Source organism: Streptomyces sp. ADI95-17, assembly GCF_003846175.1.
In the GTDB taxonomy this organism is placed as follows: Bacteria; Actinomycetota; Actinomycetes; order Streptomycetales; family Streptomycetaceae; genus Streptomyces; species Streptomyces sanglieri.
The window spans coordinates 630,962-650,606 of record NZ_ML123048.1 but is presented as its reverse complement, the minus strand read 5'-3'; the positions used below and the strand labels follow the sequence as shown (position 1 = coordinate 650,606).

Genomic DNA, 19,645 nt, shown 5'->3' with positions numbered 1-19,645 from the left:
CGCCGCCCGGCCGGAGCGCGACCGGCCGGGCGGCCCGGCCCCCGGCGCCGATTAGGATCGACACCCTGATGACTGCCACTCTCGTCGCCAAGGACCTCGCCGCCGGACACGGCGACCGCGCACTCTTCGCCGGACTCGACCTCGTCGTCGCGCCCGGTGACGTGATCGGTCTCGTCGGAGTCAACGGCGCCGGAAAATCTTCCCTGCTCCGGCTGCTCGCCGGGCTCGACCGGCCGGAGGAGGGCGAGCTGCGGCTCTCCCCGCCCACCGCCACCGTCGGCCACCTCCCGCAGGAGCCGGAACGGCGGGCCGGCGAGACGGTGCGGGAATTCCTGGCCCGCCGCACCGGCGTCGCCGAGGCCCAGGCCGCGATGGACGCAGCCACACAGGGCCTCGTCGACGGGGCACCGGGCGCGGACGACGCGTACTCCGAGACACTGGAGCGCTGGCTGGCCCTCGGCGGCGCGGACCTGGACGAGCGCGCCGACGAGGTCGCCGTCGAGCTGGGACTGACCGTCGGCCTCGACCTGCCGATGACCGCGCTCTCCGGCGGACAGGCCGCCCGCGCGGGCCTGGCCTCCCTGCTGCTCTCCCGCTACGACGTCTTCCTGCTCGACGAGCCCACCAACGACCTCGACCTGGACGGCCTGGAGCGCTTGGAACGCTACGTCTCCGGGCTCCGCGCGGGCACCGTGGTCATCAGCCACGACCGCGAATTCCTGATGCGCACGGTCACCAAGGTCCTCGAACTGGACCTCGCCCAGCAGCAGATCAATCTGTACGGCGGTGGCTACGCGGCCTATCTGGAGGAGCGCGAGCGCGCCCGCAGGCACGCCCGGGAGGAGTTCGAGGAGTACGCCGACAAGCGCTCCGCCCTCGAAGGGCGTGCCCAGATGCAGCGCTCCTGGATGGACAAGGGCGTCAAGAACGCCCGCCGCAAGGCCACCGACTCCGACAAGCTCGGCCGCAAGTTCCGCAGCGAGTCGAGCGAGAAGCAGGCCGCGAAGGCCCGGCAGACCCAGCGCATGATCGAACGGCTCGATGTCGTCGAGGAACCGCGCAAGGAATGGGAACTGCGGATGGAGATCGCCGCCGCGCCCCGCTCCGGCTCGGTCGTGGCCACCCTGCGCGAAGCACAGGCCGTACGCGGGGACTTCGCCTTCGGCCCGGCGTCGCTGCAGATCGACTGGGCGGACCGGGTCGCCATCACCGGCGCCAACGGAGCGGGCAAGTCCACCCTGCTCGCCGCACTGCTCGGCCGCCTCCCGCTGGACTCCGGCCATGCGACGCTCGGCTCGGGCGTGGTGGTCGGCGAGGTCGACCAGGCACGCAGGCTCTTCCACGGCTCGGAGTCACTGCTGGAGGCGTTCTGCGCCGCCGTGCCCGACACCGAACCGGCCGAAGTGCGCACCCTGCTCGCCAAGTTCGGCCTGCGCGCCGACCATGTGATGCGCCCCGCCACGACGCTCTCCCCGGGCGAACGCACCCGGGCGGCGCTCGCCCTGCTCCAGGGCCGGGGCGTCAACCTCCTGGTGCTCGACGAGCCCACGAACCACCTCGATCTGCCCGCGATCGAGCAGCTGGAGTCGGCGCTCGACTCGTACACCGGAACGCTGCTGCTGGTCACGCACGACCGGCGCATGCTGGAAGCGGTACGCACGACCCGGCGGGTCGAGGTGGCGGCGGGACGGATCACGGAGCTCTGAGCCCCGCTCCGGGCCGTCACCGGCGGCCCGGAGACCGGCAGCCCGGACGATCCATCACCCCTCCTGGTATGCCAAAGGGATCGTGTTTCCCAATTCTGCGCCCTCTGCCGGGCTTTACGTTCACCTGAGACCGATTTGGTATACCGACAAGGCGTTCCGTCCGGATGGTGGATCGGCCGCGTGCACGCGTGGCATCGACGGGGGAGGCGCGTGCAGGAGCCCCGGAAGGCGAATGCCCCGGATCGCGCGGGCGGAACGGGGTACGCCCGGGTCGCGAGAGTGGGGGCGCCGCGAAGAGGGCACCGGTTCGTGGTCCGGGGCGTACTCACCGGACCCGTGAAGAGAAGAGGAAGGGCGGGGAGGGGCCGTCACAGGCTCGCCCCTCCCCGCCCCGGGTGCGGCTACCGCTTCCTGCCGCCCTGGTCCGGGTCCGTCAGTCCGGCCCGCCGCAGTGCGTCCGCCATCGCGCTGTTCACCGGCGCGGGTGCCTGACGGGCGGAGCCGCCGCCGCGCCGGTCCTGGCCGCCCTGCCCCTGGCCCTGGCGCTGCCTCGGCGGCCGGCCGCCCTGTCCGCCGCGCTCACCGCGCTCGCGCCGCCGGCCGCCGCCCTGAGCGCCCGCGTCGGCCGCCGCCTCGTCGTCCAGCCGCAGCGTCAACGAGATCCGCTTCCGCGGCACATCGACGTCCATGACCTTGACCTTCACGATGTCGCCCGGCTTCACGACGTCCCTCGGGTCCTTCACGAACGTCCGCGACATCGCCGACACGTGCACCAGGCCGTCCTGGTGCACGCCGATGTCCACGAACGCGCCGAACGCCGCGACGTTGGTGACCACACCCTCCAGTACCATGCCGGACGCCAGATCACCGATCTTCTCGACGCCCTCCTTGAAGGTGGCCGTCTTGAAGGCGGGCCGCGGGTCGCGCCCCGGCTTCTCCAGCTCCTTCAGGATGTCGGTGACCGTCGGCAGACCGAACTTCTCGTCCACGAAGTCGTCGGCCCGCAGCGACCGCAGCACACCGGTGTTGCCGATCAGCGACGCGACATCGCCGCCGGTCCGCTTCACCATCGACCGCACCACCGGATACGCCTCCGGGTGCACGCTCGACGCGTCCAGCGGATCGTCGCCCCGGATGCGCAGGAAGCCCGCGCACTGCTCGTACGCCTTCGGACCCAGCCGCGCCACGTCCTTCAGCGCCCGGCGCGACCGGAAGGGGCCGTTCGCGTCGCGGTGCGCGACGATGTTCTCGGCGAGCCCCGAGCCGATCCCGGAAACCCGCGAAAGCAGCGGCGCGGACGCGGTGTTGACGTCGACACCGACACCGTTCACACAGTCCTCGACGACCGCGTCCAGCGAGCGCGACAGCTTCACCTCGGACAGGTCGTGCTGGTACTGGCCGACCCCGATCGACTTCGGGTCGATCTTCACCAGCTCGGCGAGCGGGTCCTGCAGCCGCCGCGCGATGGAGACGGCCCCGCGCAACGACACGTCCATGTCGGGGAGTTCCTGCGAGGCGAAGGCCGAGGCCGAGTACACCGAGGCGCCGGCCTCGGAGACCATCACCTTGGTGAGCTTCAACTCCGGGTGGTTGTCGATCAGTTCACCGGCGAGCTTGTCGGTCTCCCGGGAAGCGGTGCCGTTGCCGATGGCGATCAGGTCGACATTGTGCGCCTTCGCCAGCCGCTCCAGCGAGGCCAGCGACTGGTCCCACTTGTTCGCCGGGACGTGCGGGTGGATGACGTCCGTCGCGACGACCTTTCCGGTCGCGTCGACGACGGCGACCTTCACACCGGTACGGAAGCCGGGGTCCAGCCCCAGCGTGGCGCGCGTACCTGCCGGTGCGGCGAGCAGCAGATCGCGCAGGTTCGACGCGAAGACGCGTACCGCCTCGTCCTCGGCCGCGGTGCGCAGCCGCAGCCGCAGATCGATGCCCAGGTGCACCAGGATCCTGGTCCGCCAGGCCCAGCGCACGGTGTCGCCGAGCCACTTGTCGCCGGGGCGGCCGCGGTCGGCCACGCCGAAGCGCCGGGCGACCATGTTCTCGTACGTGGAGGGCCCCGGGGTCTCGGAGGGCTCCTCCGGCTCCATGACCAGGTCGAGCACGTCCTCCTTCTCGCCCCGGAGCATCGCGAGCACCCGGTGCGAGGGCAGTGCGGTGAACGGCTCGGCGAAGTCGAAGTAGTCGGCGAACTTCGCGCCCGCCTCCTCCTTGCCGTCCCGCACCTTGGCGGCCAGCCGCCCGCGCGACCACATGCGCTCACGCAGCTCACCGATCAGATCGGCGTCCTCGGAGAACCGCTCGGTGAGGATGGCACGGGCCCCGTCCAGCGCGGCGGCGCCGTCCGCGACGCCCTTGTCGGCGTCCACGAAGGCGGCGGCGGCCGCGAGCGGCTCCACGGACGGGTCACCGAGCAGGCCGTCGGCGAGCGGTTCGAGCCCCGCCTCCCGGGCGATCTGCGCCTTGGTGCGCCGCTTGGGCTTGAACGGCAGATAGATGTCCTCCAGGCGCGCCTTGGTGTCGGCGGCCCGGATCTGCGCCTCCAGCGCCTCGTCCAGCTTGCCCTGCTCGCGCACCGAGTCGAGGATCGCCGTCCGGCGGTCCTCCAGCTCCCGCAGATACCGCAGCCGCTCCTCCAACGTGCGCAGCTGCGCGTCGTCGAGCATCTCGGTCGCTTCCTTGCGGTAGCGCGCGATGAACGGCACGGTCGACCCGCCGTCGAGCAGCTCGACGGCCGCCTTCACCTGCCGTTCGCGTACGCCGAGCTCCTCGGCGATCCTGCCTTCGATGGACGTCGTCACGGTTCTACCGACTCGCCTTCTCGTACTGGCTCTACTGGCTGTGCTTGCCGGGGCGGGGCCCCTTGGCCTGCATTGTGCCGGGTGGCCGGGCGCCGTGTCGCCCGGCCACCCCCGGGGCCTCTCGTCCGGACCGGGCCGGCCGGAGGATCAGTCCTTGCCCATCAGATCGGCCGGGAACGCGCCCGCCGACGCCGCCGTGAACAGGAACCCGCGTCCCAGCTCGGTCAGCCGCTCCACACCCTCCGCGCCCAGGTGCTCGTAGGGGGCCGCGTCCATCCGGTCCGTGGCCTCCTCCAGCTCCGCCCGGAGCGCGACGCCCGCCTCCGTCAACTCGCCCTCGGCGTCCAGGATTCCGCGTCCGCGCAGCCGCTCGCGCGCCGCGTCCCAGTCGTCGCGGTGCCAGCCGCGGGTGGTGAGCACCCAGCGCGGGGACATCCCCTTGCCGGTCGCCGTGTGGCTGACCAGCGCCTCCAGCGGATCGAGCCCGGCGGTCAGGAGCGCGGCGAGATGGCCGTCGCCGCGGTGCTCCCGCAGCAGTGTGCCGGCGTGCCAGTACGCCAGATGCGGCTCCTCGGGCACCGGGAGATCGGCGTGCGCGGCGTAGAGCGGCCGGGCGTGTCGGGTGCATCCCTCGGCGGCGCGCAGCGCCAGTCCGGCCGCCTCGGCCAGCTCCGGGGAGGCGATGACCTCCTCGCCCAGCAGTCGCCGCAGGGTGGTGTCGGCGGCGCGCAGCCGGGCGTCCAGCACCGCCTGCGGGGCGGCGACGGACCACACGGCGGGCAGATGCCGGGCGACGAGGTCGTGGTTGAAGTTGTAGAACGCCGCCGTGACGGTGCCCGGACCGACGGCACCCATCGCCGCCGAACGCGCGGCGAAATAGGCGGCGTTCGGGTCGTCGATGCCGAGCTCACCGAGCTCCTTGCCGAGGTCGGGGGAGAAGTAGACCGTCGAGTGCAGCGGGTTGATGGCGTTGTGGCAGCGGCGTCCGGCGCGCGGCGGCAGAGTACTCATGCGGGCACATTACCGACTGGTCGGTACGCCCGGTAGCCCCGGGTCGGCGCCGCAATCGCGAGGGTCGCGCGATGGCAGAAAAGGTGGGTTCTTCGTCATTGCGGCCAACATCCGGGCCCATCAGGATGACGGTCATGACGCAGCGATCCGTTCTCGTCGTCCTCTACGACGGCGTCCAGAGCCTCGATGTCACCGGACCGGTGGAGGTCTTCGCCGGGGCCTCCCGTTTCCCCGGGGCCGGGTACGGACTGCGCACCGCCTCGCTCGACGGCGCCCCGGTCCGTACCTGCAGCGGCCTCGTCCTCGTCCCGGACAGCAGCCTCGCCGACGCCGAACCGCCCCACACCCTCCTCGTCCCCGGCGGCGAGGGCACCCGCGACCCCAACCCGGCGCTCGTGGACTGGCTGCGCGAGCACGCCCCGCACCCCGAACGGCTCGTCTCCGTCTGCACCGGTGCACTGCTGCTCGCCGAGGCCGGACTGCTGGACGGACACCGGGTGACCACGCACTGGACGGTCTGCGAGCACCTCGCCCGCAGCCACCCGGCCGTCGAGGTCGACCCGGACCCGATCTTCGTACGCGACGGCAGGCTGGCCACCTCCGCCGGAGTCACCGCCGGAATCGACCTGGCCCTCGCGCTCGTGGAGGAGGACCACGGCAGGGACATCGCGCTCACCGTCGCCAGGCACCTCGTGGTCTTTCTGCGCAGGCCAGGCAACCAGGCCCAGTTCAGCGCCCAGCTCGTCGCCCAGACCGCCCGGCGCGAACCGCTGCGCGAGGTCCAGCACTGGATCACCGAGAACCCCGGCGAGGACCTCTGCGTCGAGGCGCTCGCCGCCCGCGCCCGCCTCTCTCCCCGGCATTTCGCCCGCGCCTTCCAGGCCGAGACGGGCCTCACGCCCGGCCGCTACGTCGACCGCGTACGCCTGGAGCAGGCCCGCAGGCTGCTGGAGGACACCACCGACGGCGTCACCGGCATCTCACGCGCCTGCGGATATGGCACCCCGGAGGCCATGCGCCGCGCGTTCGTCAAGGCCCTGGGCACCGCCCCCGCCGAATACCGCCGACGCTTCCGCTCCCACCCCGCCACCGATCGACGCGCCACGACGTGACCGCTGCCGCCCGACCGCCCGACCACGAAAGGGAACCCATGCAGATCGCCATCGTCCTCTTCGACCGCTTCACCGCACTCGACGCGGTGGGCCCGCACGAAATGCTCGCCCGCACCCCGGGCGCCGGGACCGTGTTCGTCGCCGAGCGGACCGGCCCCGTACGCAACGACACCGACAGCCTCACGCTCGTCGCCGACAGGACCTTCGCCGACGTACCGGCACCGGACGTGGTGGTCGTGCCCGGAGGCCCCGGCCAGCGCGACCAGATGGAGAACGAGGCGCTGCTCGGCTGGCTGCGCGCCGCCGATGCCACCAGCACCTGGACCACCTCCGTCTGCACCGGCTCGCTGCTGCTCGCCGCGGCGGGACTGCTGACCGGGCGGCGGGCCACCTCGCACTGGCTCATGCTGGACGTGCTGACGGAGTTCGGTGCCGAGCCGACCGGTGAGCGCGTCGTCATCGACGGCAAGTACGTCACCGCGGCCGGCGTCTCCTCCGGCATCGACATGGGACTCACCCTGGCCGGCCGGATCGCGGGCGACGAGCACGCCCTGGCCGTACAGCTGCTGACCGAGTACGACCCGCAGCCGCCGTACGACGCGGGATCGCCGGAGAAGGCCCCGGCGGCCATGGTCGAGAAGTTCCGTGCCCAGCGCCACTACCTCCTCCAGTAGGGCGCGGGCGGTCAGGCCCCGGTCGTCCAGGTGAACCGCGGCGTGCGCCGCTCCAGGAAGGCGGCGACACCCTCGGCGGTGTCGCCGCTGCTGCGCGCCTGCCGGGCCCAGTACGCGTCCCGGTCCTCGCGGCCGTCGGCGAACTCCTTCGCCGCCGCCTGCGTCAGCTGAGAGCGGGCCGTCAGGGTCCGCGTGTACGCCTCGACCCGCTTGTCCAGCTCGCCGGCCGGCAGCACCTCGTCGACCAGGCCGGTGCGCAGCGCCCGCGCGGTGTCGATCAGCTCGCCGGAGAACAGCAGGTGCTTCGCCGTGGCCGGGCCGGTCAGCGCCACCAGACGCCGCGTCGACGACGCGGCGTACACGATGCCGAGCTTGGCCGGGGTGACCCCGAAGGACGCGCCCTCCTCGGCGAACCGCAGGTCGCAGGCGGCCGCCAACTGGCTGCCACCGCCCACGCAGTACCCCCGGATCACCGCGAGCGTCGGCCGGGGGAACGCGGCCAGTGCCTCCTCGGCCGCCACCGCGAGCGCCTGCGGATCACCTTCCGGATCCCGCAGCGAGGAGATGTCCGCCCCGGCGCAGAAGGTCTCCCCGGCGCCGGTCAGCACCAGCACCCGGACCCCGGGGTCGGCCGCCAGCCGCTCCAGCAGCCCGGGCAGCTCGCCCCACATCGCGGCCGTCATCGCGTTGCGCTTGGCGGGATTGCTGATCACGACGGTGGCGACGCCGTCCGAGACGGTGTGCTCCAGCCCGGGTTCCGTACGGTCCATGTGCCGGATGCTATCCGTACGGTTCGAACCTATGATCAAGAAGGGGTCTGGGACCAGGTACGCACCGTGAGGAGCTTCCCGTGGCAGATCCCGCAACCGAGGGCAGGAGACTGAGCCGCAGCTTCGGCTGGCTCGCCCTGCTCGGCACCCTGCTCGTCGTGGCCGGCCTGGTCGGTCTCGTCTACACCGGCGTCGCGACGCTGACCTCGATGCTCCTGTTCGGCTGGCTGCTGCTGCTCGGCGGCATCGTCGGGCTGCTGCACGCCATCGACTCCCGCGGCAGCGACTACTTCTGGCTGGGCGTCGTGGTGGCCGCGCTGAACATCGCCGCGGGGGTCGTCGTCATCCGCCACCCGCACGGCACCGCCGAGGCGCTGACCATGTTCGCCGCGCTGCTCTTCCTGACCGGCGGGGTGTTCCGCCTGGTGGGCAGCGTCGTGGTGCGCGGCCCGCAGTTCGGCTGGACGCTGCTGCAAGGAGCCTTCGGCCTGCTGCTGGGGCTGCTGGTGCTCTTCGACTGGCCGCACAGCAGCCTCTACGTACTGGGACTCTTCTTCTCGCTGGCGCTGCTCTTCGACGGGCTCGGCCTGATCGCCATGGGTGTGGGCGGCCGTCGCATCGTCTCGATGGTTTCGGAACAGAGGGTGACCGACGAGCTGACCGACCAACCCCGGGGAAACGAGCAGAAACGGTCCAAAGGCTGATTCATTGATGTTCTGTTCGGTCAAAAGCCGCCGATAGAAGTCGACTTGTGGTCAGTGGCACGGCCCGGGCCGACTACGCCCCGCACTCTGTACTTCGACGTGCAGTCACCACCGAGTGGAGAGCGGGTACCGGACTATGGAGAGCCGCGGGAGTGTCCCTGCCCGGCCCGTCCCGTACGAGGGAGTCTGGCGGTTCACAGCTCCGGCCGTGGACGTATCCGTACCGCAGGCCCGGCACGCGGTACGCGATCTGCTGAAACGCCAGGGCGTGCCGCTGGACGACGACGTCGCCGAGGGACTGTTGCTCATCGTCTCCGAGCTGGTCACCAACGCGGTGAAGCACGCCGCGCTGCTCTCGCCGGAGCTCGCCGTCGAGGTGGCCGTCGGCGAGGAGTGGATCAGGGTGTCCGTCGAGGACAACCACCCCTACCGGCCGACGGCCCTGGAGACGGACTACGCGCAGACCGGCGGACGCGGTCTGCTGCTGGTCCGGGAGATCACCCGGGAAGCGGGCGGGGCCTGCGATGTGGAGCACACCGCAGGCGGCGGAAAGATCATCTGGGCGGCGCTGCCGCTGAATCCCCGGCCCTGACCGCCCGTACCCGACGGCGCACCCGGGTGCCGTCCGTCCGTCACCAGCCGGCGGACGGCCCGGTCAGCTCCCGGATCGCCGGACGCGCGGCGTCCAGCACCGTCATGAACCAGGCCGAGAACGGCGAGCGGGCGTGCCGCTCGGCAAGCTCCGCGGCCGTCACGAACGCGGTCTCGCCGACCTCCTCCGGGTCCGGGTCCAGCCGGTCCTGCGCCATGCCCACGAAGAGATGGTTGAACTCCTGCTCCACCAGACCCGAGGCCGGGTCCGGGTGGTTGTAGCGGACCGTGCCCGCCTCGGCCAGCAGGGAGGGCGAGACGCCGAGCTCCTCGTACGTACGCCGGGCGGCGGCGGCGAAGGGAGCCTCACCGGGGTACGGGTGGCCGCAGCAGGTGTTCGACCAGACACCGGGGGAGTGGTACTTGCCGAGCGCGCGGCGCTGGAGCAGCAGCCTGCCCTGCTCGTCGAAGAGGAACACGGAGAAGGCGCGGTGCAGCTGACCGGGCGGCTGATGGGCGGCGAGCTTCTCCGCCGTACCGATGGTGGTGCCGTCCTCGTCGACCAGTTCGAGCATGATCGCTTCTGCTGTGCCGTTCGACGAGCTGTGCGCCGCGGTGGCTGGTGTGGTCGGCATACCCATCCTTCGCTATGGTCCCGGCCCGGTGCGCCGGTCCCGTCGATTCCGGTCAAGTCTGCCGTACAAAAGCCGCTTGTCCGCACCTCGGGGTCTGGCATGTCCGGTCCCGCCGCACCACGGGGCGCGGCGGGACCGGACGGTGCGTCAGACGCCGAAGGCGGCCGGGTAACGGATCGTGCCCTGCCGCACCGGCACGGACTCGTCCAGCACCAGGGCCATCATCGCCTCGTCCGGGACGTCGAAGCCCGGCCGGATCCCGTACCGCGAGGCCGGTACGAAACCGAACCTCGGGTAGTACTCGGGATGACCGAGCACCAGGACAAGTGATTCGCCGCGCAGCCTCGCCGCGTCGAGCACCGCCCGCACCGCGGCCTGTCCCGCGCCCCGGCGCTGGTGTCCGGGGACAGTCGCCACCGGGGCCAGCGCGAGCGCCGGCGCGTCCCCGACCCGGCACCGGGTCAGCAGGGCGTACGCCGCGATGTCCCCGTCCGGGCCGTCCGTCGCCACCCGGCCGAGGCCCGGCAGCCAGGCCGCCGGATCGGCGCGCAGCGCGTCGACGAGATCGGCCTCGTCCGGAGTCGGGAACGCCGCGGCGTTGACCGCGTGGACGGCCGCCGCGTCCGCCGCCGTCTCCGGACGGGTCGTCCAGCGGGGGTCGGCGGGGCGCAGCACATGGCCGGCGTAGCCGTACTCCGTGCCGTGGTCGCGCCGCATGGCCAGCTCCTCGCGGGTCGCCGCGAGCGCCCACCGCATGCCGGGAGCGGACGCGTCGGCGCTCTCCACGCGCTCGGCGAGCGGGACGTAGTACTCGTCCCAGTCGCTGTCGGGCTGTACCAGCACCCCGAGGACGTGGTAGCCGGCCGCGACGGCCGCCGCGGTGTTGCCCGCCACGGGGCGCATCGACGTCTCCTGGTCCCAGAAGGCGCGCGCCTCGGCCGTCGGCGCGTCCGTGGTCCAGACGCACTCGGTGACGACGAGGGAGCCGCCCGGGGCGAGCAGCCGCTTCCAGTCACGCAGCGCGGTGTCGAAACCGATGTTGTACGCGGACCCCTCGGCCCAGACGAGGTCGAAGGACCCGTCGGGGAAGTCGGGGCCGGACAGCTCTGCCATGTCGGCCCGGACCGTACGGATGCGGTCGCCGAGCCCGCGGGCCCCGGCGGCCTCGCGCAGTTCGTCGAGGAACGGCCGGTGGAGGTCGACGGCGGTCACCTCGGCACCGGCCTCCGCGGCGAGGAGCAACGCGGCGCGGCCGGGCCCGCAGCCCAGATCCAGGACGCGAGGACGGCGCGGCAACGGGCCGGTGAGCTCCAGCAGCCGCCGGGTGGTGGCATCGGAGCCAGGGCTCTGCCGGGGCAGGTTGTGGTGCAGGGAGAAGAACGCCTCGGTACGGACGGCGTGATCGTTGTCGGTCAACGTGGGAACCCTTGAATACGAGGGCTCCGGCCAACGGGTCGACCCGGTGGGAGTCGGGGCGTTAGCCGAGAACCCGGGAGATGAGGAAGGACCGGATGCTGCGCCGGGCGGGCGCCGTCGCGACGGTCATCAACCTCAGCTCCTCTCTCGCACATGGGGAGGCCGAACGCCTCTGCGAATACCTTACATGGCCCGTCTGACCGGGGCCGGGGGCCGGTCAGTGGCAGAGCTTGGCCTCGTGCTCGGCATGGCCGCTCGGCTCCAGCTGGAAGGTGCAGTGCTCCACGTCGAAATGGACGCCGAGGCAGCCCTGCAGCTCATGGAGGAGCTTCTCGTGGCCGATCGAGTCGAGCATGTCCTGGCGCACCACCACATGGGCGGAGAGCACCGGCATCCCCGAGGTGATCGTCCAGGCGTGCAGGTCGTGCACGTCCAGCACCCCGGGCAGTGCGGTGATGTGGGCCCGCACCTCTCCCATGTCGACCCCCTTGGGCGCCGACTCCAGCAGCACGTTGAGCGTCTCCCTGAGCAGCTTCACGGTACGGGGGACGATCATCAGGCCGATGACCAGCGAGGCGATCGGGTCGGCGGCCTGCCAGCCGGTGGCCAGGATGATCCCCGCCGAGACCAGCACCGCGAACGAGCCGAGCGTGTCCGCGAGCACCTCCAGATAGGCCCCGCGCACATTGAGACTGTCCTTCTGCCCGCGCATCAGCAGCGACAGCGAGACCATGTTGGCGGCCATGCCGACCAGGGCGAACGCGATCGTCAGCCCGCCCCTGGTCTCGGCCGGGGTGATGAAGCGCTCGACGGCCTCGAAGAGCAGGAAGCCGCCCACACCGAGCAGCAGCAGACAGTTGGCCAGAGCGGCGAGGATCTCGGCGCGGGCGTAGCCGAAGGTGCGGTTCACCCCGGCCGGCCGGTTGGCGAAGTGGATCGCCAGCAGCGCCATGCCGAGGCCGAGGGCGTCGGTCGCCATGTGGGCCGCGTCGGCGATCAGCGCGAGCGAGTCGGCGAGCACACCGCCGACGATCTCCACGACCATCACGGTGAGTGTGATGCCGAGCGCGATCCGCAGCCGCCCCCGGTACGCGGCGGCTGCCGTGCCGGTGGGCGGCGGCCCGCCGTGTGTGTGCCCGTGGTCGTGCCCTGCCCCCATGGGGAACGCCTCCCGGTCGTTGTTCGGCCCGGACGCGGTCGGCCCGGGCAATGCCAGTGAACTACGGGTGGGGGGTATCCGGCAACACGGCACTGAACACCGTTGTCATATGCTCTGACCTGCGGAAATGCTTGCAGGTCAGCGAGGTGGCGCGGCGGGCCCGGCTGAGGCCGCACCCTCGCGTTTTGTCAGGCGAGGCGGCGATCGACGATGATGATCGCGGACGGCGTCGCATGATGCCGGTCCACCCCGAACAGAGCGCAAACAGGCAGTGAACTCGCGCTTCCGTTCATCCGATAGCCTCTGCCGACGTGCCGCCGGCCCGCATCCGGGCCGCACTGTCGCGCGCCGACCCCGTCAGCACCAAGGAGTGAGTTCGTCTGTCGACCGCCATCCTCACCGGTGCACCGGTACCCGGGTCGTCGCTCGCGGACGACCTGCGGTCGCTGGGCTTCGACGTACAGGTCGCCGCCGATGTGACCGAGGCCGCACGGCTGCTCTCGGCCGTCCCCGCCGACCGCCGGGTCGCACTGGTCGACCCCCGTTTCGTCGGCCATGTCCATGCCCTCCGGCTCGGACTGACCGACCCGCGCTTCCCCGCCGCCACCGTGCCCGGCGCGCTCACCGCGCAGCCGGAGGCACGACCCGCGCTCGTCCGGGCCCTGGACACCACGGCCGAGGCCGTCGGCGCCGGTGTCCCCACGGGCACGCCCGCCGCACCGGTCACTGACCGCACCGTGCCGGGCCGCCTCGCCGTCACCATGGACGCCGAGGGCACCTCCGTACAGCGCCCCGAGCTGGGCTCGCTGGTCGCGGCCGTGCCGACGGACGCACCCACGCGCGCCGAGGCGGAGAGCGCCCTCGCCTCGGTCGACGACGAGGCGGTGCGGCTGCGCAGCGCGGTGAAGGCCCACGACGGCTTCTTCACCACGTTCTTCATCAGCCCCTACTCCCGCTACATCGCCCGCTGGTGCGCCCGCCGCGGCCTCACGCCGAACCAGGTCACCACCGCGTCCCTGCTGACCGCGCTGATCGCGGCCGGCAGCGCGGCGACCGGCACCCGCGGCGGCTACGTCGCGGCCGGGGTGCTGTTGCTCCTCTCCTTCATCCTGGACTGCACCGACGGGCAGCTCGCCCGCTACTCGCTGCAGTACTCGACGATGGGCGCCTGGCTGGACGCGACCTTCGACCGGGCCAAGGAGTACGCCTACTACGCGGGCCTCGCGCTCGGCGCCGCCCGCGGCGGTGACGACGTATGGGCGCTCGCCCTCGGCGCGATGGTGCTCCAGGCATGCCGGCACGTCATCGACTTCTCGTTCAACGAGGCCAACCACGACGCGGTGGCCAATTCCAGCCCCACGGCGGCACTCTCCGACCGGCTCGACAGCGTCGGCTGGACCGTCTGGGTGCGCCGGATGATAGTGCTGCCGATCGGTGAGCGCTGGGCGATGATCGCGGTACTGACCGCGGTGACCACCCCCCGGATCGTCTTCTACGCCCTGCTCATCGGCTGCGCCTTCGCCGCCTGCTACACCACCGCCGGCCGGCTGCTGCGCTCGCTGACCCGCAAGGCCGAGCGCACCGACCGGGCCGCCCGTGCCCTCGCCGAGCTGGCCGACTCCGGACCCCTCGCCCAGTTCGTCGCGGCCCGGGGCCCCCGGATCCCGGGTGCCTTCAGCGCCCCGGTGATCGCATTCGTCGGCACCGGAGCGCTGATCGCCGCGGCCCTGCAGCAGCCCTTCGGCAGCAAGCAGATGATCTTCGCCGCGGTCTTCTACGCGATCTGCTCCGGTGTGGCGGTGGCCCGCCCGCTCAAGGGCGCACTCGACTGGCTCGTGCCCCCGATATTCAGGGCGGCCGAGTACTGCACCGTCCTGATCCTCGCCGCCCGCAGCGACGTCCCGGGAGCCCTTCCCGCGGCCTTCGGGCTGGTCTCGGCGGTCGCCTACCATCACTACGACACGGTGTACCGCATTCGCGGCGGCACCGGCGCGCCGCCCCAGTGGCTGGTACGCACGATCGGTGGGCACGAGGGCCGCACCCTGGTGGTGGCCGTACTCGCCGCCGTATTCACACAGCATTCGGCTTTCACCGTGGCGCTCACCACCCTCGCGGTGGCGGTGGCACTGGTGGTGCTCGTGGAGTCCATCCGCTTCTGGGTGTCCTCCGGAGCACCCGCCGTTCACGACGAAGGAGAACCCGCATGATCGGCCTCGTACTGGCAGCCGGTGCAGGACGGCGTCTGCGCCCCTACACCGACACGCTTCCGAAGGCCCTCGTGCCTGTCGACGGCGAGAAGACGGTGCTGGACCTCACGCTGGCCAACTTCGCGGAGATAGGCCTCACCGAGGTCGCCGTCGTCGTCGGCTACCGCAAGGAGGCCGTGTACGCGCGCAAGGCCGAGTTCGAGGCCAAGTACGGCGTGACCCTCACCCTGATCGACAACGACAAGGCCGAGGAGTGGAACAACGCCTACTCCCTGTGGTGCGCCCGCGAGGTGCTCAAGCGCGGCGTCATCCTGGCCAACGGAGACACCGTCCACCCGGTCTCCGTCGAGAAGACCCTGCTCGCCGCCCGCGGCGAGGGGCAGAAGATCATCCTCGCCCTCGACACGGTGAAGCAGCTCGCCGACGAGGAGATGAAGGTCATCACCGAGGACGGCAAGGGTGTGCGGCGCATCACCAAGCTGATGGACCCGGCCACCGCGACCGGTGAGTACATCGGCGTCACCCTCATCGAGCCCGAGGCCGCCGAGGAGCTCGCGGACGCCCTGAAGGCGACCTTCGAGCGCGACCCCGACCTCTACTACGAGGACGGCTACCAGGAGCTCGTGAACCGCGGCTTCACCATTGACGTGGCCCCCATCGGCGAAGTCACGTGGGTGGAGATCGACAACCACGACGACCTCGCGAAGGGCCGTGAGATCGCGTGCCAGTACTGACCCGGCTCATTCCGTCCCCGGTCGTCGTCGACATCCGTCGCGGCGCCCTGGACGATCTGGCCGGCCTCCTCGCCGACCAGCGGATCTCCGCCTCCGGCAAGCTCGCCGTCGCGATCAGCGACGGCTCGGGGCGTGCCCTGCGCGAGCGGCTGACGCCCGCGCTGCCCGGAGCCCACTGGTACCCCGTGACCGACGGCACCCTCGACTCGGCGGTCAAGCTGGCCGACGACATCAAGGGCAACCGGTACGACGCCGTGGTCGGCCTCGGCGGCGGCAAGATCGTCGACGTGGCGAAGTACGCCGCGGCGCGGGTCGGGCTGCCCATGGTCGCGGTGGCGACGAACCTCGCCCACGACGGCCTCTGCTCGCCGGTCGCGACGCTCGACAACGACAACGGCCGGGGCTCCTACGGAGTACCCACCCCGATCGCCGTGGTCATCGACCTCGACATCGTCCGCCAGGCACCGGCCCGCTTCGTGCGCTCCGGCATCGGCGACGCGGTCTCCAACATCTCCTGCGTGGCCGACTGGGAGCTCGCCCACGAGGTCAACGGCGAGGAGATCGACGGACTCGCGGCGGCCATGGCCCGGCAGGCGGGCGAGGCCGTGCTGCGCCACCCGGGCGGGATCGGCGACGACGCCTTCCTCAAGGTGCTGGCCGAGGGCCTGGTGCTCACCGGCATCTCGATGTCCGTCGCCGGGGACTCCCGGCCGGCCTCCGGCGCCTGCCACGAGATCAACCACGCCTTCGACCTGCTGTACCCCAAGCGTGCGGCCAGCCACGGCGAGCAGGTCGGCCTCGGCGCCTGCTTCGCCATGCATCTGCGCGGCGCCCGCGAGGAGTCGCTGCACATGGCTGCCACGCTGCGCCGCCACGGGCTGCCGGTCGTGCCCGAAGAGATCGGTTTCACCGCCGACGAGTTCGTCCAGGCCGTCGACTACGCCCCGCAGACCCGTCCGGGGCGCTTCACGATCCTGGAACACCTCAACCTGTCCACCGACCAGATCAGGGACGCGTACGCCGACTATGCAAAAGCCATCCATAGCTGAACTCCGTCCGGTCGTGCACCCGCCGGGCGTGAAGGACCGGCGCAGCGGTGAGCACTGGGCGGGTCGGCTCTACATGCGCGAGATCTCGCTGCGCATCGACCGGCACCTGGTGAACACCAGGGTCACGCCCAACCAGCTGACCTACGTGATGACCGTCGCGGGCGTGCTCGCCGCACCGGCCCTGCTCGTTCCCGGCATCCCCGGCGCGCTCCTCGGAGTGCTCGCCGTCCAGCTCTACCTGCTGCTCGACTGCGTCGACGGCGAGGTGGCCCGCTGGAAGAAGCAGTTCTCGCTGGGCGGGGTCTACCTGGACCGGGTCGGCGCGTACCTCTGCGACGCGGCCGTGCTGGTCGGCTTCGGCCTGCGCGCCGCCGACCTGTGGGGCAGCGGACGGATCGACTGGCTCTGGGCCTTCCTCGGTACGCTCGCGGCCCTCGGCGCCATCCTGATCAAGGCCGAGACCGACCTCGTGGGTGTCGCGCGCCACCAGGGCGGACTGCCGCCGGTCAAGGAGGCCGCTTCGGAGCCGCGCTCGTCCGGAATGGCGTTCGCCCGCCGGGCCGCCGGCGCGCTCAAGTTCCACCGGCTCATCCTCGGGGTCGAGGCGTCACTGGTCATCCTGGTGGCGGCCGTCCTCGACGCGGTCCGTGACGACCTGTTCTTCAGCCGTCTCATGGTCGCGGTGCTGGCCGGCATCGCGCTGCTCCAGACGCTCCTGCACCTGGTGTCGATCCTGGCGTCGAGCAGGCTGAAGTGAGCACCCCCATGAAACTCGGCGCGGTCGTCATCACGATGGGCAACCGCCCTGACGAGCTCCGCGCTCTCCTCGATTCGGTCGCCGGGCAGGACGGCGACCGAATCGAGGTGGTGGTCGTCGGCAACGGCGCCCCCGTGCCGGACGTCCCCGCGGGGGTGCGGACCGTCGAGCTGCCCGAGAACCTGGGCATCCCCGGCGGCCGCAACGTCGGGATCGAGGCCTTCGGCCCGTCCGGCGCCGACGTGGACGCCCTGCTCTTCCTCGACGACGACGGACTGCTGCCGCTCAGCGACACCGCCGAGCTCTGCCGGCAGGCATTCGAGGCAGATCCCGGGCTGGGAATCATCAGCTTCCGCATCGCCGACCCGGACACCGGGGTCACACAGCGCCGCCACGTGCCCCGGCTGCGCGCCGCCGACCCGATGCGCTCCTCACGCGTGACGACCTTCCTGGGCGGCGCCAACGCCGTACGGACCAAGGTCATCGCCGAGGTCGGACCGCTGCCCGGCCGGTTCTTCTACGCGCACGAGGAGACCGATCTCGCCTGGCGGGCGCTGGACGCCGGCTGGATGATCGACTACCGCGCGGACATGGTCCTCAACCACCCGACGACCGCCCCCTCGCGGCACGCGGTGTACCACCGCATGGTGGCCCGCAACCGGGTCTGGCTGGCCCGCCGCAATCTGCCCGCGCCGCTGGTCCCCGTCTACCTCGGGGTGTGGCTGCTGCTGACCCTGGTCCGCAAGCCCTCGGGCCCGGCGCTGAAGGCATGGCTCAGCGGCTTCCGGGAAGGCTGGGCCACGCCGTGCGGCACCCGCCGCCCGATGAAATGGCGCACGGTCTGGCGGCTGACCAGACTGGGCCGACCTCCCGTGATCTGAGAGGCTCACCTCTGAGAGCATGGGACGTACGTTTTCTTCACGGGACCTGTCCGCTCCGAGCCGCGCCCGCGACTGGCTGCGCATCCTGAATACGAGAGTTTCATCTGGTGAGTGACACAACCCATGATGGTGCGGTCGCATTGAGCACCCCACCATCCGCCGACGACGGCCTGACCTCGGCCGCCCTGGCCGCCAAGTACGGCCTGACGGTGAGCGGCGCCCGGCCAGGGCTCTTCGAATACATCCGGCAGCTCTGGGGCCGGCGCCACTTCATCATGGCGTTCTCCAGGGCGAAGCTGACCGCCCAGTACAGCCAGGCGAAGCTGGGCCAGCTCTGGCAGGTGGCCACACCGCTGCTGAACGCCCTGGTCTACTACTTGATCTTCGGGCTGATCCTGGGGACCAGGAAGGGAATGACCCAGGAGGTCTTCATCCCGTTCCTGGTGACCGGCGTCTTCGTCTTCACCTTCACCCAGAGTTCGGTGATGGCGGGCGTGCGGGCCATTTCCGGCAATCTGGGACTGGTCCGCGCACTGCACTTCCCGCGCGCCTCGCTGCCGATCTCGTTCTCGCTCCAGCAGCTCCAGCAGCTGCTGTTCTCGATGATCGTGCTGGCGGCCGTGGCGATCGCCTTCGGCAGCTACCCGAGCCTCTCCTGGCTGCTGATCGTTCCGGCGCTGGTCATGCAGTTCGTCTTCAACACCGGCCTGGCGCTGATCATGGCCCGGCTCGGCAGCAAGACCCCCGACCTCGCGCAGCTGATGCCGTTCGTCATGCGGACCTGGATGTACGCGTCGGGCGTCATGTTCTCCATCCCGGTGATGCTCAAGGACAAGCCGGACTGGATCGCCAACGTTCTGCAGTACAACCCGGCGGCCATCTACATGGACCTGGTCCGCTTCGCGCTGATCGACGGCTACGGCTCGGGCAACCTGCCGGCACACGTCTGGATCGTGGCGCTCGGCTGGGCGGTCCTGGTCGGCCTGGTGGGCTTCGTGTACTTCTGGAAGGCAGAGGAACGGTACGGCCGTGGCTGACGACAAGACTCCGGGGCGCGTTCCCACCGTCATCGCCGACGACGTGCACATCGTGTACCGCGTCAACGGCGCCGGCGGCGGCAAGGGCAGCGCGACCGCGGCACTGAGCCGGATCATGAAGCGCGGCAAGGGCGAATCGCGCGGGGTGCGCAAGGTGCACGCCGTCCGCGGCGTCTCCTTCACCGCCTACCGTGGCGAGGCGATCGGCCTCATCGGCACCAACGGCTCCGGCAAGTCGACCCTGCTGCGGGCCATCGCCGGCCTGCTGCCGACCGAGCACGGCAAGGTCTACACCGACGGGCAGCCCTCGCTGCTCGGGGTGAACGCGGCGCTGATGAGCGATCTGACCGGTGAGCGCAACGTGGTGCTCGGCGGCCTCGCGATGGGCATGTCGCGCGAGG

The 19,645-nt window shown here is 71.4% G+C and carries 18 protein-coding genes; 12 read left to right on the top strand and 6 right to left on the bottom strand.

Annotated features, from left to right (window positions below; all coding sequences use genetic code 11):
* The first annotated feature begins 68 nt into the window (after window positions 1-68).
* A complete protein-coding gene (locus EES42_RS25930) occupies window positions 69-1,706 on the top strand; it encodes an ABC-F family ATP-binding cassette domain-containing protein (protein ID WP_124720651.1) in 1,638 nt (545 codons plus the stop codon).
* A 401-nt stretch (window positions 1,707-2,107) separates the two neighbouring features.
* On the opposite strand, the gene EES42_RS25925 is transcribed toward EES42_RS25930, so the two are convergent.
* A complete protein-coding gene (locus EES42_RS25925) occupies window positions 2,108-4,507 on the bottom strand; it encodes a Tex family protein (RefSeq protein ID WP_124720650.1) in 2,400 nt (799 codons plus the stop codon).
* A gap of 147 nt (window positions 4,508-4,654) precedes the next feature.
* On the bottom strand, window positions 4,655-5,518 hold the full coding sequence (locus tag EES42_RS25920; protein WP_124720649.1) for an SCO6745 family protein: 864 nt from the start codon (window positions 5,516-5,518) through the stop codon (window positions 4,655-4,657).
* 134 nt (window positions 5,519-5,652) lie between these two features.
* Here EES42_RS25920 and EES42_RS25915 point away from each other — a divergent pair, with 134 nt between their 5' ends.
* Both EES42_RS25915 and EES42_RS25910 read left to right on the top strand, forming a co-directional pair.
* Window positions 5,653-6,630, top strand: coding sequence for a GlxA family transcriptional regulator (locus EES42_RS25915; RefSeq protein WP_124720648.1), 978 nt, complete (start codon window positions 5,653-5,655; stop codon window positions 6,628-6,630).
* A 38-nt stretch (window positions 6,631-6,668) separates the two neighbouring features.
* Entirely contained in the window at window positions 6,669-7,304 is a 636-nt protein-coding gene (locus tag EES42_RS25910; RefSeq protein ID WP_124720647.1) for a DJ-1/PfpI family protein, read from the top strand.
* An 11-nt stretch (window positions 7,305-7,315) separates the two neighbouring features.
* On the opposite strand, the gene EES42_RS25905 is transcribed toward EES42_RS25910, so the two are convergent.
* Entirely contained in the window at window positions 7,316-8,074 is a 759-nt protein-coding gene (locus EES42_RS25905; protein WP_124720646.1) for an enoyl-CoA hydratase/isomerase family protein, read from the bottom strand.
* Between the two features lie 80 nt (window positions 8,075-8,154).
* Between EES42_RS25905 and EES42_RS25900 the strand changes: the two genes are divergently transcribed.
* Both EES42_RS25900 and EES42_RS25895 read left to right on the top strand, forming a co-directional pair.
* The gene (locus tag EES42_RS25900; protein WP_241196584.1) at window positions 8,155-8,778 is read left to right on the top strand and encodes an HdeD family acid-resistance protein; all 624 of its coding nucleotides are present in this window, start codon (window positions 8,155-8,157) and stop codon (window positions 8,776-8,778) included.
* A gap of 136 nt (window positions 8,779-8,914) precedes the next feature.
* Window positions 8,915-9,370 carry an ATP-binding protein gene (locus tag EES42_RS25895; RefSeq protein ID WP_124720645.1) on the top strand — a complete coding sequence of 152 codons (456 nt, stop codon included), beginning with the start codon at window positions 8,915-8,917 and terminating at the stop codon, window positions 9,368-9,370.
* Window positions 9,371-9,410: 40 nt separating this feature from the next.
* On the opposite strand, the gene idi is transcribed toward EES42_RS25895, so the two are convergent.
* The 3 genes from idi to EES42_RS25880 all read right to left on the bottom strand — a co-directional run bounded on the left by idi (window position 9,411) and on the right by EES42_RS25880 (window position 12,579).
* The gene (gene idi / locus EES42_RS25890) at window positions 9,411-10,004 is read right to left on the bottom strand and encodes an isopentenyl-diphosphate Delta-isomerase (RefSeq protein WP_124720644.1); all 594 of its coding nucleotides are present in this window, start codon (window positions 10,002-10,004) and stop codon (window positions 9,411-9,413) included.
* 147 nt (window positions 10,005-10,151) lie between these two features.
* Window positions 10,152-11,420 (bottom strand): bifunctional class I SAM-dependent methyltransferase/N-acetyltransferase, encoded by a 1,269-nt coding sequence (locus EES42_RS25885; protein WP_124720643.1) that lies wholly within the window; start codon window positions 11,418-11,420, stop codon window positions 10,152-10,154.
* Window positions 11,421-11,637: 217 nt separating this feature from the next.
* The gene (locus EES42_RS25880; protein WP_124720642.1) at window positions 11,638-12,579 is read right to left on the bottom strand and encodes a cation diffusion facilitator family transporter; all 942 of its coding nucleotides are present in this window, start codon (window positions 12,577-12,579) and stop codon (window positions 11,638-11,640) included.
* 437 nt (window positions 12,580-13,016) lie between these two features.
* Between EES42_RS25880 and EES42_RS25875 the strand changes: the two genes are divergently transcribed.
* From EES42_RS25875 to EES42_RS25845, 7 genes are all read left to right on the top strand, one after another.
* Window positions 13,017-14,786: a DUF5941 domain-containing protein gene (locus EES42_RS25875; protein WP_241196613.1), complete on the top strand. Its 1,770-nt coding sequence runs from the start codon at window positions 13,017-13,019 to the stop codon at window positions 14,784-14,786.
* Window positions 14,783-15,520 carry a phosphocholine cytidylyltransferase family protein gene (locus EES42_RS25870; protein ID WP_124720640.1) on the top strand — a complete coding sequence of 246 codons (738 nt, stop codon included), beginning with the start codon at window positions 14,783-14,785 and terminating at the stop codon, window positions 15,518-15,520. The genes EES42_RS25875 and EES42_RS25870 overlap by 4 nt, the downstream gene beginning before the upstream one ends.
* Complete coding sequence (locus EES42_RS25865; protein ID WP_124720639.1) at window positions 15,508-16,569, top strand: iron-containing alcohol dehydrogenase family protein; 1,062 nt, start codon at window positions 15,508-15,510, stop codon at window positions 16,567-16,569. Before EES42_RS25870 ends, EES42_RS25865 begins: the two co-directional genes overlap by 13 nt.
* Complete coding sequence (locus EES42_RS25860) at window positions 16,547-17,326, top strand: CDP-alcohol phosphatidyltransferase family protein (RefSeq protein WP_124720638.1); 780 nt, start codon at window positions 16,547-16,549, stop codon at window positions 17,324-17,326. Before EES42_RS25865 ends, EES42_RS25860 begins: the two co-directional genes overlap by 23 nt.
* Before the next feature lie 8 nt (window positions 17,327-17,334).
* A complete protein-coding gene (locus tag EES42_RS25855; protein ID WP_206433592.1) occupies window positions 17,335-18,207 on the top strand; it encodes a glycosyltransferase family 2 protein in 873 nt (290 codons plus the stop codon).
* Between the two features lie 107 nt (window positions 18,208-18,314).
* Entirely contained in the window at window positions 18,315-19,244 is a 930-nt protein-coding gene (locus tag EES42_RS25850; RefSeq protein WP_124720636.1) for an ABC transporter permease, read from the top strand.
* The coding region (locus tag EES42_RS25845; protein WP_124720890.1) for an ATP-binding cassette domain-containing protein at window positions 19,237-19,645 on the top strand (409 nt) is incomplete at its 3' end. The genes EES42_RS25850 and EES42_RS25845, both read left to right, overlap by 8 nt.

Bases quoted from the DNA above. Each gene is read 5' to 3' on its own strand.
- EES42_RS25905 (WP_124720646.1), bottom strand. From the start codon at position 8,074: ATGGACCGTACGGAACCCGGGCTGGAGCACACCGTCTCGGACGGCGTC.
- EES42_RS25920 (WP_124720649.1), bottom strand. From the start codon at position 5,518: ATGAGTACTCTGCCGCCGCGCGCCGGACGCCGCTGCCACAACGCCATC.
- EES42_RS25915 (WP_124720648.1), top strand. From the start codon at position 5,653: ATGACGCAGCGATCCGTTCTCGTCGTCCTCTACGACGGCGTCCAGAGC.
- EES42_RS25910 (WP_124720647.1), top strand. From the start codon at position 6,669: ATGCAGATCGCCATCGTCCTCTTCGACCGCTTCACCGCACTCGACGCG.
- EES42_RS25855 (WP_206433592.1), top strand. From the start codon at position 17,335: ATGAAACTCGGCGCGGTCGTCATCACGATGGGCAACCGCCCTGACGAG.
- EES42_RS25895 (WP_124720645.1), top strand. From the start codon at position 8,915: ATGGAGAGCCGCGGGAGTGTCCCTGCCCGGCCCGTCCCGTACGAGGGA.
- EES42_RS25930 (WP_124720651.1), top strand. From the start codon at position 69: ATGACTGCCACTCTCGTCGCCAAGGACCTCGCCGCCGGACACGGCGAC.
- EES42_RS25880 (WP_124720642.1), bottom strand. From the start codon at position 12,579: ATGGGGGCAGGGCACGACCACGGGCACACACACGGCGGGCCGCCGCCC.
- idi (WP_124720644.1), bottom strand. From the start codon at position 10,004: ATGCCGACCACACCAGCCACCGCGGCGCACAGCTCGTCGAACGGCACA.
- EES42_RS25870 (WP_124720640.1), top strand. From the start codon at position 14,783: ATGATCGGCCTCGTACTGGCAGCCGGTGCAGGACGGCGTCTGCGCCCC.
- EES42_RS25860 (WP_124720638.1), top strand. From the start codon at position 16,547: ATGCAAAAGCCATCCATAGCTGAACTCCGTCCGGTCGTGCACCCGCCG.